A 16,792-nucleotide genomic window follows, 5' to 3' on the forward strand; every position below is an offset into this window, starting at 1 on the left:
CTACAACTCCAAAAGATCTTTTTCTTATCTTCGCATGAGTAATAGAAGATTTTAAGGTGCTTAAGATAGCTTTTCGTCAAGAATTTGTCCATCCCGTCAAAGAGGGGCATCGATTTCCGATGCTGAAATACGAGTTGATTCCTTTACAATTAAAGCATGAAGGGCTGGCAGATGAGTCAAGTTTTTTCAGTCCTGAACTAGCAAGCTTTGAGACATGCTGTTTGGTCCATGATCCAGTGTATGTAAAGCAGTTGTTTGAGCTTACTTTGGATTCGAAAATGATCCGTAGAATAGGTTTTCCATTAAGTCAAAGCCTTGTTGATCGGGAGCGATATATCTTAGATGGGACGATCCGAAGCGCCGCATATGCACTTGAGTATGGTGTTGCTTTTACCATTGCAGGGGGGACACATCATGCCGGTTATGATTTTGGTGAAGGCTTTTGCCTGATGAACGATCAAGCGACTGCCGCCGGGTACCTGTTGAAGCATAACTCTGCAGGTCGTATCCTTATTATTGATCTGGATGTACACCAAGGAAATGGTACTGCGCATATTTTTGAGGGGCATAATCAGGTGTTTACCTTTTCAATGCATGGCGAGAAAAACTATCCCTTTGTCAAACAGCGTTCCCATTTGGATATCGGCTTGGAAGATCAGGTTACTGATGCGGAATATCTCACTTTATTGGAAGAAAATTTGGTTGATGTGTTCCGGAAATTTGAGCCTGATTTCGTTTTCTATCAGGCTGGAGTAGATATTTTACAAACAGATAAGCTGGGGAAATTGAATTTAAGCAGCAGTACCTGCCGTCGAAGAGATGAATTGGTCTTTCATATGTGCCATAAACACCATATCCCTATTCAGGTAAGTATGGGCGGAGGTTATTCTCCTGAAATTAAAGATATTGTCAATGCACATTGCCAGACTTTTAGAATAGCAATAGATTTATATAATTTATAAGATAAGAAATATGTTTTTTCACCAAGATGCAACTTTTGAAGCGTTATCCATTCATCGTGTAGGCAATAAAGCGCAAGATGAATTTTATATTTTGTCGGATGCCCCGGTATCTCTTGAAGGAGATGAAGTGTTACCTGGACTATTGATGCAGTATTTTATGAGTCCTTTTGCAAAGGTGAATGAGGTATATCGCTTATATCATCCGAATGGAGAGCTGGAACTGAATGAGATTTTCTATTTTGCAAGACAGTATTTTAAGGAGCAGCTTCCATTTCACGATTTTTCCCAACAAATTTCAAAACACCTTTATGAGGTATCCAGCCATCCAAAAATTAAAGCTGGGGAGGTGTACGTAGTTGCCTTAAAGAATGTACAGATCGAAGGGGAAGAACATGATGCCATTGGTATATTCAAATCGGAGAATAAAGAGACTTATTTGAAAGTATATCCGGAGCAAGGTGCTTTTATGTTGGAATATGAGCAGGAGGCGATCAATATCAATAAACTGGACAAAGGCTGTATTATTATCAATGTAGAAGAAGAAGAAGGTTATAAGGTGCTGGTTCTCGATCAGACAAACCGTCAACAGGAGGCAGTATACTGGAAAGATGAGTTTCTACAGCTGCGCGTGCGTAACGATAACTTCAATCAAACAGGGAATTATCTAAAAGTCTATAAGAACTTTGTTCAGGAAAAACTAGATGAGACATTTGAACTGGAGAAAGCGGACAAAATTGATTTGATGAACAAATCCATGAATTACTTTAAGGAAAAAGAAACTTTTGTCCAAGAAGAATTTGAGGAGGAAGTATTGGGCAATCCGCAGGCTATTGCTTTATTTCAGGACTTTAAAGCTGGTTTTGAAGACGAATTTGACTCGCCATTTCAGGCAAGTTTTGAAATAGCAGATAAAGCGGTGAAAAAAATGGAATCTTCTTATAAGTCTGTTTTAAAGCTGGATAAGAATTTTCATATCTATGTTCATGGCAAACGTGAATATCTTGAGAAGGGGTACGATGAGGATAAAGGCATGAATTATTACAAGGTCTATTTTGAGAACGAAAGTTAATCGTTTTATAGCTTATTTGAATGGAGAAACGCGATAAAATAGCTGTTTTCACGGTAGTATTACTTCTGATTGGAATTTTTATTTTCTCCTTGGTTGAGCAACATAGCCAATGGATTGAGGCGTTTTATGCACGCGGGTTTTACCGTTCCTATAGTCATGTGCCAAGATTTATTTTTGGGTATGTTCCCTTTAGTTTAGGTGACCTATTTTATGTCCTAGTCGTTGCATTTCTACTCTATTCAATTGCTAAATTGATCGGAAATTTATGGAAAGGAAGATGGAAAAGTTCCTTTCGTTCGGTTATGGCTATGATCAATTTGGTATTAGGTCTCTATTTTTTCTTTTACCTATCATGGGGTATGAATTACTATCGTGAACCAATTAGTATAAATGCCAATTTGAAAGTTGATAGCTTAAAGTTAGCGGATTATCTCGTGGTTTTGAATGGGTTTTTGGACAGTACAAATAATCTGCGGGAACATGTGGATCCATCCGAATGGGAAGAGCATAAAGAAACTATTCAAAGGGATTTGAATACATGGGTACAAAAGGATACGGCTTTTGCAGATTTCCTGTCAAGAGGTCAAATTAGGGCAAAATCACCCATAAATAGCAGGATAGTTTCTTTTTTTGGTGTCTCAGGTTATTTTAATCCGTTCACTCATGAAGCACATGTTAATAAAGCCATGCCGGTAACCTTTTTACCTTTTACTACAGTGCATGAACTTGCGCATCAACAGGGAATTGGTTTTGAAGACGAGGCGAATTTTATCGCTTTTGCTCGCTTACAGCGACATCCACAGATCTTTTACCGATATTCGGCTTATCTACAGACCACACTGTATATGTTACGTGAACTGCAGGGCATGTATCCTGATTTAGGAAAAGATTACAAGGGAAGATTAAGCGCAAAAGTATTGAACGATATGGAAAAAGAAAGGTATTTCTGGAGTCAATACACAGGTTGGGTCGACGATGTGATGGGATTGTTTTATAATCAATACCTCAAGCACAACAATCAACAGGAAGGCATAGCACGATACGATCGGATGACACGGTTGGTGTTGGCCTATGAGCTTAAAAGAAGAGGTTGTAGATAATAATGAGTCCATTAAAAAAGGCGTATTAGAGAATAATACGCCTTTTTTATGGATTAAGGAATTTTGTTATTGTGTTGAAATTAGTTCAAATGTACCTTCAGTTCCGGCACTGCCCGAATAAATTTGCCCTTGAGGCAAGCCTCTCAATCCGGTGGGAGCGGTTTTAATCCGATCATAGATGTTTCTCAAGTCCGTGTTTGCATTGACAGCCCGCCCACCTGCTGCAACATCTCCATAAATATAATTAGGCGCTTTTTTATTTGTTGTCTGAGGTTTAAGGCTACCAGTTGTTAAATTGACTTTAATTTTTCCTCCGTTACCATTCGGAAAAGTTTTGGTGCCATTAAAAGCGTCATCTCCCTTTGCAATGATATAAAGAGAACCTAATTTTTGAAAATTAGCATTGATGTCAAAATTTGCACCATTATTCTTTCCATCTGTTCCATAGATGGTTGCTTTATTTCCAATTTCAGCATAACCAATTGTTAGCTTGACATTTTTCTTACCATAGAACGAAAGGGTAGAATTGTCTTTCATGATTAAGGTATCGATGTGCATGACAACAGTAGAGTCTCTATTATCGATATTTTTTTTCGCTTTTTTGCCAATTTCCAGTTTAGAAATATGTTGTGTTTCTTGTGCTTTCCCAGTGAAGGTCATTGCAAAGCAAAGAAAAAAGCCTAGAATAAATTTAAATTTCATAAAACTTTTAATTAATTGTAACTAACTAGTAGTTTGACAAATAAAAGGTAAAAGAGTTTAAAATTTAGCGAGATATTTTACAATTAATTTGGCAGTTTTCTCTGATGCGCCAGGAGAACCTAGCTTTTCGGCTAAAATATCATAGTTTTCCATCACACTTGCACGGTGAGCTTTGTTATTGATAAGTTCACCTACTTCATAGGAGATATCGTATGCCGTGCATTCGTCTTGAATCAATTCCCGTACTGATAAGAAATTGTTAATTAGATTGACTAGTGAGATAAATTTAACCTTGATGACTAATTTGGCAATCCATACCGATATTGGGTTAGCTTTATAAACGACAACCTGAGGTACTTTCAAGATACCTGTTTCGAGTGTAGCCGTTCCACTCGTTACGACTGCGGCTTCTGCGTTATGGAGAATGTCGTAGGTTTGATTGAAAATTACGGGAATATCAATACCTTTAAAAAATTGCTTGTAGTAGGCTTCATCAAAATTAGGCGCACCGGCAATGACAAATTGATGTACAGGAAAGAAAAATGGAAGTTCGGCCATGATGGGAAGGAGGTTGGCAATTTCCATTTCGCGGCTTCCGGGTAAAAGGGCGATCAAGGGTTTTTCTGAAAATCCATGCTGCTCCCTGAACTTTGGGTTGAATTGATAGGCTGAAATCGCATCCAACAGCGGGTTTCCAACGTAATCAACGGGCATGCGCCACTTTTTATAAAAATCTACCTCAAAAGGCAGAATACAAAACATATGGTCGACAATCCGTTTGATTTTCTTTACGCGGCCTTGATTCCAGGCCCACACTTTAGGGGAAATATAATAACATGTTTTGATGCCATTTTTTTTTGCAAAATCAGCAATTTTCAAATTGAAGCCAGGGAAATCTATAAGAATGACAGTATCCGGTTTTTCTTTCAATAGATCATTTTTAACAAGTTTGAGATTCCTAGATATCTTGGGCAGATTTTTTAAAACCTCTATAAATCCCATAAACGCCATTTCTGAAGTATGTATCAAGGCTTTTTTTCCCGCCTCTGCTTGCATGAGATTGCCCCCTACGATTTGGAAAGTCGCATCGGGGTCTTCAATTTTTAGTGCTTTAATAAGATTGGCACCATGTAAGTCTCCTGAAGTTTCACCTGCAATAAGATAGTATTTCATATGTCAATGATTTTATTCTTTATGATCTTATGAGATATCTTTTTTTCGTTAAAACTGCGTTTAGTCTTAACCATGGATATTTCATTCAAATGATCGTTTTTGAACTGTTAAAGATAAGATTATTCTAGGTATATGATGAATTCGAGCATATTATTCCATATCTTTAATTAAAGATGTTCAAGTTTTGAAGAAAATATCCGAAGTATAAAAGGTAAATAGTAATTTTGTCTTATGCAACGATTGTGGTCCTTAATAAGAAATAAGTATTTGTTAGCCGCTTTGGCTTTTCTCGTGTGGATGTTGTTTTTTGATCGAAATGACTTTGCCACGCAGTATAGTTATCAAAAGCAGAAAGCGAATTTGGAAAGTGAACGCTCCTTCTACCTTAAGGAAAATGCGGCTATCATTAAAACAATAAACGATATTCGATCAAATCCGCAGGAAGTACAACGTATTGCACGTGAGAAGTATAAGATGAAAAAAGATAATGAAGATATTTATGTGATTACTAAAGTAGCACCTAAAGAGAATCATTAAGATCTACGATATGGTATAAAATGAGAAACAACGGCCATCATGTTTACATGACGGCCGTTGTTATATAGTATATAGATATGGGTATTTTAATTTGCGGCTTGGGCTACTAGACCAATATATAAAGGTTTCTTTTCATCATTAGCCTTGCCTATGAGTATTAATGAATAATAATAACCTTCAACCAATTTAATGTCGCTACGTGTTGCGATAGTTTTTCCGGCTTTATCACGAGCGGTGACAGTGAATGTGCCACTCTTTTGAGCAATAAATCCCTGATGGGCACTTGCTGAATTTTGTGTTTCTTGTGCTCTATTGGTCCATTCTGAGGGGGAAGCCTGATCGCCTATTTTCAGGGTAACTAAATCTGTACCTTCAGCAAGATTAAAGAAGCGTAAACCAGACTCTGTATTTTTGATGTCTTTATTGATTCGATCTGTTGTGATCACCTGTACGGGTTTGGCTTTAGTTCCAAATAAAAAGGATGTATAGATGGTGCTATCTTTGATTGTTACAGTTGTATCCGTTAATTTCGTGTTATATTCAGCGGAGACTGCAATTCTACGTGCTCCTGTAAATAGCCCAATTTGAGCATAACTCTTGAATCCCAATGGATAATTAGGGTTTTGAAGCGGGCCGCCGTCTGCAAAATATATAACTGCATTGGCATCCGTGTATCCATTAACCATGGTAAGCAATGCGGCAGGAATTGGCTGGTCATCGTTATCTTTTAGACAGCTTGTTAAAAAGAATGCCGCTAAAGCAATAGCAATAAAATTAAATAATCTATAGTTTTTCATAACCGTGTAATATTAAAATTTGTTTTTGTGACTCACATTGCGCTTGTGTTGTCTATTATACGGAGATGACTGACACTTTGCTACAGCGATTTGTAAAAATAATAAAAATCCATATTCAGACCTCGTTTTTTATTCCGATGACCTTTGTAAATGAATATATAAAGTAGTTGGTTGGACCGACAGCGGATCAATAAGGGTTTCTAGGCAAAATTTAGTCGGTGTGAGGGGAGGGATTTGGTTATGTTCGCTGCGCATTCTGATTCTGGTTCGTGTTTGGTTTAGCGCGAGGATTTGGATTGTTAAACTAGTAATCCTAATTTTGAAGTATGAACAATAGAATCAAAAGAATTGCGAAGGGAATGTTTGAGCAGTTTAGGCATCGTAAAATTACGGAATCTGAATTTGTACAGGCGGAGGCAAAAGCGAGGAATCTAGGAGGCTATATGGACGACTTCAACGTATTAATTGCGATGTGTAAGGACACCATTACGGGGAAGTATAAAATGGACAAATGGAATTTATCGATTATTATTGGAACGATACTTTATGTGGTTTCGCCAATTGATGCAATTCCCGATTTTATTCTCGTGGGCGGGTGGATAGATGATGTGGCCATTGTGGGTTATGCGATTCGCAAACTCAGCGCTGAGATGGAACAGTACAAGCGTTCAAAGTTTCCTGTCGAAACGAGATAAATAAAAAAAGCTACTTTTCTAAAGTAGCTTTTTTTATTTATTATTGAAGTTCAATTAGTGCTTAAAGTGTCTAACACCTGTTGTCACCATGGAAATTCCTTTTTCATTGGCCATATCAATTGATAATTGATCTTTAATTGAACCACCTGGTTGTAACACTGTTGCTATTCCAGCTTCCGAAGCAATCTCCACACAATCAGGGAAAGGGAAGAAGGCATCAGATGCCATCGCACAGCCTTTAAGGTCAAAACCGAAAGAAATTGCCTTCTCAATAGCTTGTTTCAAAGCATCTACACGAGAAGTTTGCCCTACGCCTGAAGCTAACAAAGTACCATTTTTAGCAAATACGATTGTATTTGATTTGGTGTGTTTTACAATTTTGTTTGCAAAATAAAGATCCTCCAGTTGTTCAGCAGTTGGCTCTACTTGCGTTACCGTAACCATTTGTTCAGGTCCTTCAATCGTATTGTCTTTATCTTGAAGAATGACGCCGTTCAATAAAGTTTTGAACTGTTGTCCAGGTAATGTAACCTCTTTACGAACCAAAATAATTCTGTTTTTCTTTGCGGTAAGTATAGCAATCGCTTCTTCAGAATAAGAAGGTGCAATCAACACTTCGAAGAATAATTTATTGATCTCTTCAGCTGTTGCCGCATCAACTTGTCCATTCGTTATTAAGACTCCACCGAAAGCTGAAACAGGATCACATGCTAAAGCATCTAACCAAGCTTGTTTGATTGTTGACCGTGAGGCAACCCCACAAGCATTTGTGTGTTTTAAGATCGCGAATGTAGGCTCTGTGAACTCATCAATCAAAGCAACGGCAGCATCAACGTCAACCAAATTGTTGTAAGATAGCTCTTTACCGTTCAATTTATCAAACATCTTATCTAAGTCGCCGAAGAAAATACCTTTTTGGTGCGGGTTTTCACCATAGCGCAACACCTGCGCTTTTTGCTCAGATTGTTTAAAAACCTGAAGCGGATTTTCTTGATTGAAATAGTTGAAGATTGCCGTATCGTAATGTGAGGATGTATTGAATGCACGTTTAGCAAATTCTTTACGTTGTTCCAACGACGTATTACCTTCTTGGTTTGCTAGTATTTCTTCCAATTCTTTGTAATCATTTTTGGAAGAGATAATAACCACATCGTTAAAGTTTTTAGCGGCAGCGCGTATCAATGAAATTCCACCGATATCTATTTTCTCGATAATATCTTGTTCCGATGCACCGGAAGCAACAGTTTCTTCAAAAGGATACAAATCCACAATAACCAAATCGATCTCAGGTATTTCATACTGAGCAAGCTGTTGTTGATCCGACTCAAGCGGGCGGCGCGCCAAGATACCGCCAAATACTTTTGGATGCAATGTTTTTACACGGCCTCCTAAAATAGAAGGGTAGCTGGTGAGGTCTTCAACTGGAACAACATCTATACCTAAATCTTTGATAAATGTTTCTGTTCCACCAGTGGAATAGAAGGTAACACCGTATTTGTTTAATAATTCAACTAAAGGAGCGAGGCCGTCTTTATAATAGACTGAAACCAATGCATTTTTAATCTTTACAGGATGGTTCATTATGATGGATTTGTTTCGTGGCGCAAAGATAGGTATTTAAAATTTTGATATCAATAAATCAAGTACTTTAAATAGAAAGGAGAATCTGTTTACGAGATTCTCCTTTCTAGATTGTTTTAATTTTATACCAAATTGAGCTTTAATTTTAGCTCTTCAGAAATTTGGTTGGTGATTTCCCAGATTGGCTCTGGTTCATCGGTATTGTTAAATATGACCTGATCGCAAGTGTCCTGATAGGGCAGTAGGTACTCGTTGTAGGAGGGTAGAACATGGTTTACCCATTTGTACATGACATCATCTTCAAAGTATCCCCGTTCGACCAGATCGCGGTGTAAGCGTCGTCTTAACGCGATATCCTGATCAGCGCTTAAAAATATCTTATGATTGATTAAATTATTTATCTCTGTATAATAGAAAATGAATAGACCTTCAATAATTAAAATCGGTGCCGGTTTAATCTCTAATATTTTGGGTGTTAATGAAGGGTTGTTAAATGTATACTCTTCTTTATATATTGTCTCACCGTTAAAGAGAGCCTTGATATCTTTATAAAAAGCATCTCTGTCGATTGATGTCGGAATATCGAAGTTATAGAGCCTATTTTCCTCCTGAGTTTTAGTATTGGCAGGGATGTAATAATCATCTTGGGAAATTAAGGTCACCTCATGTGGGTTAAAATGTTTTAAAAAGCTATTTAAAAAAAAAGTCTTCCCAGAACCACTACTTCCGGCAATTCCTATGACATACGGTTTGTTATTCATTCTTACTATGCTATAAAAGCTATTTTATTCTGTTAATTTTCTAGAGGTAATCCATACGCAATTTCAACCTGGAAGCGTTTATCAAGTGCGCCTATGCTCGCGGCGGCAGACTTTGACAACACGACAATTGCATTTTGGTTTTCGGCATTATCATTAAATTTACCAACCACTTTTGCATAAGTCACACTTTTGGTCATTGGGTTAGTAATTTTTAAAATAGTACCTACTGGAGCTGACTTATGAAGAGCGAGGTTGCTTGTACCTTGAGATGATAGCCCATCAATCCAGACGCCAATACCACGTTCGGACTTTTCACGTATTCCGTAGCGGTTTGTTGAAATTTGATTTTCTTCTTTATCATCACCGTCAGTAGAATCGGGGCTTATAATTTCGATTCCTTTAGGTTCAACTAATTTTGGCCGTTCAGGAGGCAGGGGCTGATTGGGGATCATGAGTTTCATTCCACCGCCAATAACATTATTTTTTAAGTTATTTGCTTTTTTGATGTCTTCAACAGAAATACTGAACCTTTTAGATATGGCATAAAGTGTCTCTTTCTCACCAACGATATATTCCGTGAAACCTTCTTGCTGCTGCGGATTACGCGGATTTTGCACTGTCGTATTTCCACGGCCATTGTTTACTGTTGATTTCGCTTTTCGACCTGTTGGAATCTTTACAATTTGACCCAGGCTTAATGTTCCATTACCGTTTATTTGGGTCAATTGGCCTACCGTCGTTTTATACTTTTTACTTAACTGGTAATAATTATCTCCTTTTTCAATTTTGAACAGCACGTATTCTTCACCATTGATTGCTTCTGTTCCTACTGAATCAGGGATAAAATCAGCGCGTAAAGAAGTTGAGTTTTTTGCTTCAACTTGTTGAATAGCTAATATCGCGATGGATAGAATAGCTATCTTTTTATATGTCTTTAATTCGAATAAAACTTTCATATATTTTGCAATTATACTAAATACGAAACAAACTCCCGTTTATTATCTGTCAAAAGGAATATTTGTTCGTGAATAAGAAAATAAATGTTGAAGAGCTTTAGTTCCAGCTTGGAAACTGCAATAATAGACTCTATCAATGTTTCTCTTGTGGATTGCACTAGCCTGATTTGATAACAATTGTTTCTGTCTTTTTCATAGAAAGCCCAAATAAAGTAGTCATTCACTGTATTTATCCAGATTTCACCATCAATTGGGAAATCCTTCAAAAAAAGGGGTATTTCACCATTGTAGATAATAGGATAGACGAGCTCGCTAGCATAAGGTTTAAAGAAAATTTCATTTTTGCTTTCAATCGACATCGATTGGAGGTTCAAAAATAATTGGAAGCCTTCTGCTATTACTTTTGGTCTAATAAGCACGCCTTGATCAACCATACCGATGAATATGTAGTTGAACCAGGTTTCTTGAAGCTGCGGATTGTAGCAATCGATTACCTGTATGCCTGCGTCAATAGGTGAATTATTGGCGATCTTCTTAAGTATTAATTTTTTGCATTGAATTCCTGCTAGGACCCACTCTTTGGCTATTGCCTTGAAGTCTTGTAATACGTAAGTTCCTTCAAAAGTGATGACATTAAAATAGGGAAAGGTATCATCTGGATTTCTTGTCTCTATAGCGATCAATTTATTCTCCGCATCGATTTCTATCCGCCAAATGGGGTATGTAAAAATGAAATTGAATGCTTTTGAAATTGTGTGATTTGCCATGTAATTTTCAATCCAAGGGGACAAACTTAGATAAAGTTACTTTTATATACAAGTATAATCACGCGTAAACTGATTTTATCGTGTTTTATGTTTGTTTTAAACAATATTTTTCTCAAAAAAAAGTCCAGACATAGCTGGACTTTTTTTTGAGAAAAATACTGTTTAAAATTTAGAACCAATTGTTAGTACAACATTAGTCCGTTGATTTTTTATATCGGCTACCGGACTAGCATTATTCCAGTAGTTCTCATTAATCAAATACGGGCTTTCTTTGTAGTTGACTGCATTATACGCACCGGTCAAATCAACATACATGCCGCGGCCAAGTTTAGCGCCGATACCTAAAGATGCTGTATAATTCGTGTAGTCTGCATTTTTATAGGGGTTACCACTGTAATTGAAACCAGCTCTTCCGCTGAATACATTATCAAACATCACTTCACCACCAATTCGGGCATTAAATGCACCTTGGTAAGTATCTTTGATGTTTTGATTCATGTTCTTTTCTAACGTTTTACTGTAATTTCCCACATCTTTAAAACGCATAGCGGCATAGTCTACCCATTCGACATCAGCCGTTATTAATCCTCTTGAGAATAATTGGCTTGCCCCAAGAGACAATTTATAGGGTGTATTCATGTTATACTCCAAGTAACTGTGCCCTGCGTCATCACTGGTTCTATACTCTTTAAATGATTTGTCTTCATTTGGTCTGAAGTAACGGAACTCAGAATTGCTATATGATTCATCCCGGATGCTCATAAATGTAGGTGACTTAGCGGTGAATCCCATGCTAAACGTTGGCGTAAATTTATAGATTACCCCAAGTTTAAAGTCTACACCGGTACCATCAGTGGCTTGCGCATAATCATCATATAATTCATAATCTTTATCCAACATGGCATACTTTTGGGCATTGGTTGGTTTTAAAAATTCTGAATCTTTGTTGATGGCTTTTAATTGGTCGGCGGTCATTGTTTGACCATATTCAGTAAACCAGCTGGAATTGTCGTACGTAAACGCAGTGAAACCTAAAGAGGCTCCCAAATACAATTTGTTGCTATAATTCGCACCAAATGACAAAACAGATTCGGATTTACTACCTTTTTCTAAGATCGAGTTTACTTGATTAAAGCCATTTTTTCCATCAAAAGTTCCGCCAACAGTAATTGGGATATAGGCGCCCGCATTTTTGGGGTCTACGTCGAATAACAAAGAGTTGTTATAGACTTCCTGGCCCCAGCCTTGAGTTCCTCCGACATCTGAAAGACGGTCTGAATAAGCATCTGATATCGAACTCGTATTATTTACTCCTCGATATTCTAACAGGTTGTTATAGACGTAATTTCGGTTGTAAGCAATACCAACATTGAAATTTAACCAGCCTCGATCTAAGTTCCCGCCATTGCGGTAAGTTGGTAAGTGAAAAACAATTCCAGCATTATCTAAGTTGAAATTGTTCTTGCTACTGTTTGAATTTTGACCAAAATAGTCGGTTTTGTTTTTATTGTTCAGGTACCTGCCAGTTACTGATATATCAGACTGATTGAAGTAACCCAAACCTGCGGGGTTACTCGTAATCGAACTTATATCTCCACCTAATGCGGTAGATGCATTTCCCATGGCCTTAAAACGAGCTGTTCCGCCATTGTCCCCTTGGGAGAATAAAAGTACATCTTTCGTATATTGCGCTTGAGTAGTCCCTGCTGCACCTAAAACGAATGCAGTTCCAAAAAGTAATTTTTTGATTGTCATATGCTAAAATATCGTCAATAATAATCAGTAGCACACAAGATGCTGCGTGCTACTGTTTAAATGCTTTTAACTATCGAGTACGTCCTCCACTTGATCTTGAGCTACCGCCTCCAGAGAAGCCTCCTCCCGAAGATCTAGAACTACCACCTCCAGAAAAACCACCGCTAGAGCGGGAAGATGAACCACTATCATAGCTTCTTGTTGGCGGAGTATACGACGGTCTTGACGTTGAGCTTGGGTTGCTGGAACGTGTTTCCATCGAACGGCTCATCGGACGAGATACCTCTCCCGAACTGTTTCGTGATCTGGAATCGTTATTATAATATCCGCTAGAGGTGCTACGTGTGTTGTTTGGATAGGAGCCATTGACTCTGTCTGACGTTCTTGAACGCATACCGTCTGAGTAAGCTCTGTTCGAAACGCCATCTGATGTTCTTGTTCTTCCTCCAGTTCTATCGTATGAAGAACTCCGTGAAGATACCGTGCCATCAGAATTTCTTGATCTACTAGCAACGGATGTAATTCTGCCTCTAGAATCACGTGCTACGCCAGTACGGTCGTATCCTCCAGAACTCCGAGCAACACTGTTACGGTCATATCCACCTGAAGTTCGGGTTCGTGATGATGAACTGCGCGTGTTATAGTTATCTCTGTATACAGATCTACTTGATGCATAGCGTGGTCTTGAGTTACCCCAGTAGCCACCGCCCCAGTAACCGTTTCCATACCAACCAGATCCCCAATAGCCGCCGCCATACCAGCCACCCCAAGGTCTGTAACCGCCATACCAAGGAGAGCCCCAGCCCCAGCTAGATCCCCAACCCCATCCGAGGCCGATAGACCAGGATGAACCCCATCCAGAGTTCCATCCCCATCCCATTCCGAATGAAGGGCCGTATCCATACCAACCACCGAAACCATAACCATACCATGGATCAAAAAATGGGTCAAAGTACGTCATGCCCGGACTAGCGTAATAGAAACGATTGATACGGTTTGCATATTCAAGATCTTCATAGGAATCATTGTTGTAATCCTGATCAGAATATTCGTCATCATAGTAACCACCTTGTGCCTGTCCGTTTGGTTGGGACTGATCTGCATCTGTGTAATAGTAATCTGGGCTTTGATAAACCTTTTGTCTCGCTTGCCCATTATTGCCATAGACATCGTCGCCATAGATTTGCCTACTTGTACCGCAGGAACCAAGCATGAACGCTCCTGTTATGGCAAGTGCTCCGATAAATAATCTATTTTTTTTCATAATATCCTAAATCCTTATTTTCGATTATACAGCCTTATTTACTATCTTAGACGCAGATTTCTCGAAGGGGTTTAATCGAAGTAATCAAAAATACAAATATTTTTTATTGAACGCTTTTCGTATTAGAATTACAGACGGGATTTAACGTAATAATGTTACAATAATTTATCAATTTCATATGAGTAAAGGAATAACAAGTCGTGCTGAAGATTATTCGCAATGGTATAACGAGCTTGTGATCAAAGCTGATCTAGCTGAAAATTCAGCTGTACGAGGCTGTATGGTGATCAAACCATACGGGTACGCTATCTGGGAACGGATGCAAGCGATCTTAGATAAAAGATTTAAAGAAACAGGTCATAGCAACGCTTATTTCCCTTTATTCATTCCCAAATCGTTTTTTTCAAAAGAAGCTGCGCATGTGGAAGGTTTCGCTACCGAATGCGCGGTAGTAACTCATTATAGATTAAAAAACGATGGTACAGGTAAGATCGTAGTGGATGAAGAGGCGAAATTGGAGGAAGAGCTAATTGTACGTCCGACTTCTGAGACGATTATATGGAATACCTACCGTGGTTGGATTGAATCTTATCGTGATCTTCCAATTTTGGTCAACCAATGGGCCAACGTCGTACGATGGGAAATGCGTACACGTCTTTTCTTGCGTACTGCGGAGTTTTTGTGGCAGGAGGGCCATACAGCTCACGCATCCAGAGAAGAGGCTATTGAAGAAACCGAACGTATGCTTGATGTCTATGCGGAATTTGCTGAAAAGATATTGGCTGTGCCTGTTGTACGTGGTAGAAAAACAGAAAACGAACGTTTTGCGGGTGCCTTGGATACCTATTGTATTGAAGCATTGATGCAAGATGGAAAAGCATTGCAAGCAGGAACTTCTCATTTCCTCGGCCAAAACTTTGCAAAGGCGTTTGACGTGAAATTTACGTCTAAAGAAGGAAAATTGGAGCATGTTTGGGCGACTTCTTGGGGTGTTTCTACACGTTTGATGGGTGCATTGATTATGGCTCACTCAGATGATCAAGGATTGGTATTGCCACCAAAATTGGCACCAATTCAAGTTGTCATTGTTCCGATTTTTAAAACTGATGCAGAAAAAGCACAGATCGATGAATTCGTGAATCAGTTGACAAAAGAATTACGGGTGAACGACATATCCGTAAAATACGACGATCGGGACACTCAACGTCCGGGCTTTAAATTTGCAGAATGGGAGTTAAAAGGTGTTCCTGTACGTGTCGCAGTCGGGGCAAGAGATATGCAAAATGGTACGGTAGAATTAGCGCGACGTGATACCCAAACGAAGGAAACGGTTGCTCAGGAGGGCTTGGCCGGTACTATTGTACAATTGCTAGATACTATACAAGAAAATATTTACCAAAAAGCATTAAATTTCAGGACATCGCATTTCACTGAAGTGAATTCGTATGATGAGTTTAAAGAAGTGCTGGAAGGTAAGGGTGGTTTTATCTCTTGTCATTGGGACGGAACAACAGAAACAGAAAAACGCGTAAAAGAAGAAACCAAGGCAACAATTCGTTGTATTCCTCTGGATGCGAAAGAAGAGGAAGGTGTTTGTATCTTTACCGGGAAGCCTTCAAATCGTCGTGTACTCTTTGCAAAAGCCTATTAATAGTCTTATCAGAATATGAGGATACTCATTTTGGGATGTGGTTGGCTTGCAGAATCTTTTGCGCTACATATGAAGTATCAAGGCCATGAGGTTTGGGCTAGTACGACAACATCTGAAAAATACCATCGGCTTAATGCCGATGGTATTTTTTCATTTATTCTAGACTTTGATTATGAAAACTTTCCAGCAAGGATAGATTTACCTACTCAATTTGACTTCGTATTAAACAGTATTCCGGCAAGTCAGAAAAATAGTGTAGCGATTCTTGAAAACAGATTTTTGAATATTAAATCATTTTACAGGCACATTACTTGGAAGAAACAAGTCTTTCTGAGCTCTATTGGAATTTATCCGGATAAAGATGCTGTATTTGATGAATTCTATGCAGATACAACCGAGCTCTCATCAAAACTCTTGCTTGCTGAAGCATGCATGTTGGGATTGGCTGATACCATAATTTATCGATTAGGAGGTTTGTTTGGTAAAAACCGTGTTTTTGCCAAATATTTTTCCGAACGTATTTGTACGACGGGTGAACAGCCAGCCAATTTTGTTCATATCGATGATGTGATCAGACTGTTAGAGGCGGCATCTTGCAATGTGCTTAAACATACTGTATACAATGTTGTTGCTCCCTTACATCCTAAAAAAAAGGACGTAATTCTAGCGTCGGCAAAAAAATATGGCTATATTTTGCCACTTGCATTCGAAGCAACGAATACGATTCAAAAAATAGTTAGGGGTGAATTACTTCAAGAGGAACTGGAGTATGAATATGTCCTGCCTGATCCTTTGCAATTTTAATTCATTTTTATTTTAAAAAGAAAAATGAATTTGTGACTACCAAGGTGAAAAAATTAAATAATTTCATTATTTTAACATCAATTCTACTATGGGAAATTTAAGTAGAGGGTCATATTTGCGGGAATTTACCAATATCGAGAAATTTTTGCCAGATATTGGTGTTTTCCTTTGAACAAACCGATAATAGATTAGTATTTTAACAGCATATTATAATAGAG

General features: G+C 38.3%; 16 protein-coding genes. 7 read left to right on the plus strand and 9 right to left on the minus strand.

Features of this window, described 5'->3' with window-relative positions; translation table 11 throughout:
* The first annotated feature begins 56 nt into the window (after nucleotides 1-56).
* From BGP15_RS02065 to BGP15_RS02075, 3 genes are read left to right on the plus strand one after another with little or no spacing between them, the layout of a single operon-like run.
* A complete protein-coding gene (locus BGP15_RS02065) occupies nucleotides 57-962 on the plus strand; it encodes a histone deacetylase family protein (RefSeq protein ID WP_286768575.1) in 906 nt (301 codons plus the stop codon).
* A gap of 10 nt (nucleotides 963-972) precedes the next feature.
* A complete protein-coding gene (locus tag BGP15_RS02070) occupies nucleotides 973-2,031 on the plus strand; it encodes a nucleoid-associated protein (protein WP_070567795.1) in 1,059 nt (352 codons plus the stop codon).
* Between the two features lie 20 nt (nucleotides 2,032-2,051).
* Nucleotides 2,052-3,131: a DUF3810 domain-containing protein gene (locus BGP15_RS02075; protein ID WP_286768576.1), complete on the plus strand. Its 1,080-nt coding sequence runs from the start codon at nucleotides 2,052-2,054 to the stop codon at nucleotides 3,129-3,131.
* A gap of 66 nt (nucleotides 3,132-3,197) precedes the next feature.
* Here the strand turns inward: BGP15_RS02075 and BGP15_RS02080 are convergent, their stop codons facing one another.
* Nucleotides 3,198-3,833, minus strand: coding sequence for a hypothetical protein (locus tag BGP15_RS02080; protein WP_046675459.1), 636 nt, complete (start codon nucleotides 3,831-3,833; stop codon nucleotides 3,198-3,200).
* 57 nt (nucleotides 3,834-3,890) lie between these two features.
* Entirely contained in the window at nucleotides 3,891-5,006 is a 1,116-nt protein-coding gene (gene lpxB, locus BGP15_RS02085) for a lipid-A-disaccharide synthase (RefSeq protein ID WP_046675460.1), read from the minus strand.
* Nucleotides 5,007-5,237: 231 nt separating this feature from the next.
* Here lpxB and BGP15_RS02090 point away from each other — a divergent pair, with 231 nt between their 5' ends.
* Nucleotides 5,238-5,543, plus strand: a complete 306-nt coding sequence (locus BGP15_RS02090) for an FtsB family cell division protein (RefSeq protein WP_070567789.1) — start codon at nucleotides 5,238-5,240, stop codon at nucleotides 5,541-5,543.
* A gap of 86 nt (nucleotides 5,544-5,629) precedes the next feature.
* Here the strand turns inward: BGP15_RS02090 and BGP15_RS02095 are convergent, their stop codons facing one another.
* Complete coding sequence (locus BGP15_RS02095; protein WP_070567787.1) at nucleotides 5,630-6,340, minus strand: DUF4397 domain-containing protein; 711 nt, start codon at nucleotides 6,338-6,340, stop codon at nucleotides 5,630-5,632.
* Nucleotides 6,341-6,666: 326 nt separating this feature from the next.
* Here BGP15_RS02095 and BGP15_RS02100 point away from each other — a divergent pair, with 326 nt between their 5' ends.
* Entirely contained in the window at nucleotides 6,667-7,035 is a 369-nt protein-coding gene (locus tag BGP15_RS02100; protein ID WP_053003880.1) for a YkvA family protein, read from the plus strand.
* Between the two features lie 54 nt (nucleotides 7,036-7,089).
* Here the strand turns inward: BGP15_RS02100 and purH are convergent, their stop codons facing one another.
* From purH to BGP15_RS02130, 6 genes are all read right to left on the minus strand, one after another.
* Nucleotides 7,090-8,616: a bifunctional phosphoribosylaminoimidazolecarboxamide formyltransferase/IMP cyclohydrolase gene (gene purH, locus BGP15_RS02105; RefSeq protein WP_046675463.1), complete on the minus strand. Its 1,527-nt coding sequence runs from the start codon at nucleotides 8,614-8,616 to the stop codon at nucleotides 7,090-7,092.
* 122 nt (nucleotides 8,617-8,738) lie between these two features.
* On the minus strand, nucleotides 8,739-9,377 hold the full coding sequence (locus BGP15_RS02110) for a uridine kinase family protein (protein ID WP_046675464.1): 639 nt from the start codon (nucleotides 9,375-9,377) through the stop codon (nucleotides 8,739-8,741).
* Nucleotides 9,378-9,409: 32 nt separating this feature from the next.
* Nucleotides 9,410-10,333, minus strand: a complete 924-nt coding sequence (locus BGP15_RS02115; RefSeq protein ID WP_286768577.1) for a LysM peptidoglycan-binding domain-containing protein — start codon at nucleotides 10,331-10,333, stop codon at nucleotides 9,410-9,412.
* Nucleotides 10,334-10,344: 11 nt separating this feature from the next.
* Nucleotides 10,345-11,100 (minus strand): hypothetical protein, encoded by a 756-nt coding sequence (locus BGP15_RS02120; RefSeq protein ID WP_286768578.1) that lies wholly within the window; start codon nucleotides 11,098-11,100, stop codon nucleotides 10,345-10,347.
* Between the two features lie 162 nt (nucleotides 11,101-11,262).
* Entirely contained in the window at nucleotides 11,263-12,855 is a 1,593-nt protein-coding gene (locus tag BGP15_RS02125; RefSeq protein WP_286753755.1) for a hypothetical protein, read from the minus strand.
* Between the two features lie 70 nt (nucleotides 12,856-12,925).
* Complete coding sequence (locus tag BGP15_RS02130; protein ID WP_084823262.1) at nucleotides 12,926-14,119, minus strand: hypothetical protein; 1,194 nt, start codon at nucleotides 14,117-14,119, stop codon at nucleotides 12,926-12,928.
* A gap of 178 nt (nucleotides 14,120-14,297) precedes the next feature.
* Here BGP15_RS02130 and proS point away from each other — a divergent pair, with 178 nt between their 5' ends.
* Together proS and BGP15_RS02140 are read left to right on the plus strand one after the other, a co-directional pair.
* On the plus strand, nucleotides 14,298-15,770 hold the full coding sequence (gene proS, locus BGP15_RS02135) for a proline--tRNA ligase (RefSeq protein WP_286768579.1): 1,473 nt from the start codon (nucleotides 14,298-14,300) through the stop codon (nucleotides 15,768-15,770).
* 15 nt (nucleotides 15,771-15,785) lie between these two features.
* On the plus strand, nucleotides 15,786-16,574 hold the full coding sequence (locus BGP15_RS02140) for a Rossmann-fold NAD(P)-binding domain-containing protein (protein WP_286753756.1): 789 nt from the start codon (nucleotides 15,786-15,788) through the stop codon (nucleotides 16,572-16,574).
* Nucleotides 16,575-16,792 lie beyond the last annotated feature (218 nt).

It is taken from the genome of Sphingobacterium sp. 40-24, from assembly GCF_001899705.1.
GTDB lineage: Bacteria > Bacteroidota > Bacteroidia > Sphingobacteriales > Sphingobacteriaceae > Sphingobacterium > Sphingobacterium multivorum.

Coding starts and splice junctions, on each gene's coding strand:
- BGP15_RS02080 (WP_046675459.1), bottom strand. CDS start 3,833: ATGAAATTTAAATTTATTCTAGGCTTTTTTCTTTGCTTTGCAATGACC.
- proS (WP_286768579.1), top strand. CDS start 14,298: ATGAGTAAAGGAATAACAAGTCGTGCTGAAGATTATTCGCAATGGTAT.
- BGP15_RS02095 (WP_070567787.1), bottom strand. CDS start 6,340: ATGAAAAACTATAGATTATTTAATTTTATTGCTATTGCTTTAGCGGCA.
- BGP15_RS02130 (WP_084823262.1), bottom strand. CDS start 14,119: ATGAAAAAAAATAGATTATTTATCGGAGCACTTGCCATAACAGGAGCG.
- BGP15_RS02125 (WP_286753755.1), bottom strand. CDS start 12,855: ATGACAATCAAAAAATTACTTTTTGGAACTGCATTCGTTTTAGGTGCA.
- lpxB (WP_046675460.1), bottom strand. CDS start 5,006: ATGAAATACTATCTTATTGCAGGTGAAACTTCAGGAGACTTACATGGT.
- BGP15_RS02100 (WP_053003880.1), top strand. CDS start 6,667: ATGAACAATAGAATCAAAAGAATTGCGAAGGGAATGTTTGAGCAGTTT.
- BGP15_RS02140 (WP_286753756.1), top strand. CDS start 15,786: ATGAGGATACTCATTTTGGGATGTGGTTGGCTTGCAGAATCTTTTGCG.
- BGP15_RS02075 (WP_286768576.1), top strand. CDS start 2,052: ATGGAGAAACGCGATAAAATAGCTGTTTTCACGGTAGTATTACTTCTG.
- BGP15_RS02120 (WP_286768578.1), bottom strand. CDS start 11,100: ATGGCAAATCACACAATTTCAAAAGCATTCAATTTCATTTTTACATAC.
- purH (WP_046675463.1), bottom strand. CDS start 8,616: ATGAACCATCCTGTAAAGATTAAAAATGCATTGGTTTCAGTCTATTAT.
- BGP15_RS02110 (WP_046675464.1), bottom strand. CDS start 9,377: ATGAATAACAAACCGTATGTCATAGGAATTGCCGGAAGTAGTGGTTCT.
- BGP15_RS02070 (WP_070567795.1), top strand. CDS start 973: ATGTTTTTTCACCAAGATGCAACTTTTGAAGCGTTATCCATTCATCGT.
- BGP15_RS02090 (WP_070567789.1), top strand. CDS start 5,238: ATGCAACGATTGTGGTCCTTAATAAGAAATAAGTATTTGTTAGCCGCT.
- BGP15_RS02115 (WP_286768577.1), bottom strand. CDS start 10,333: ATGAAAGTTTTATTCGAATTAAAGACATATAAAAAGATAGCTATTCTA.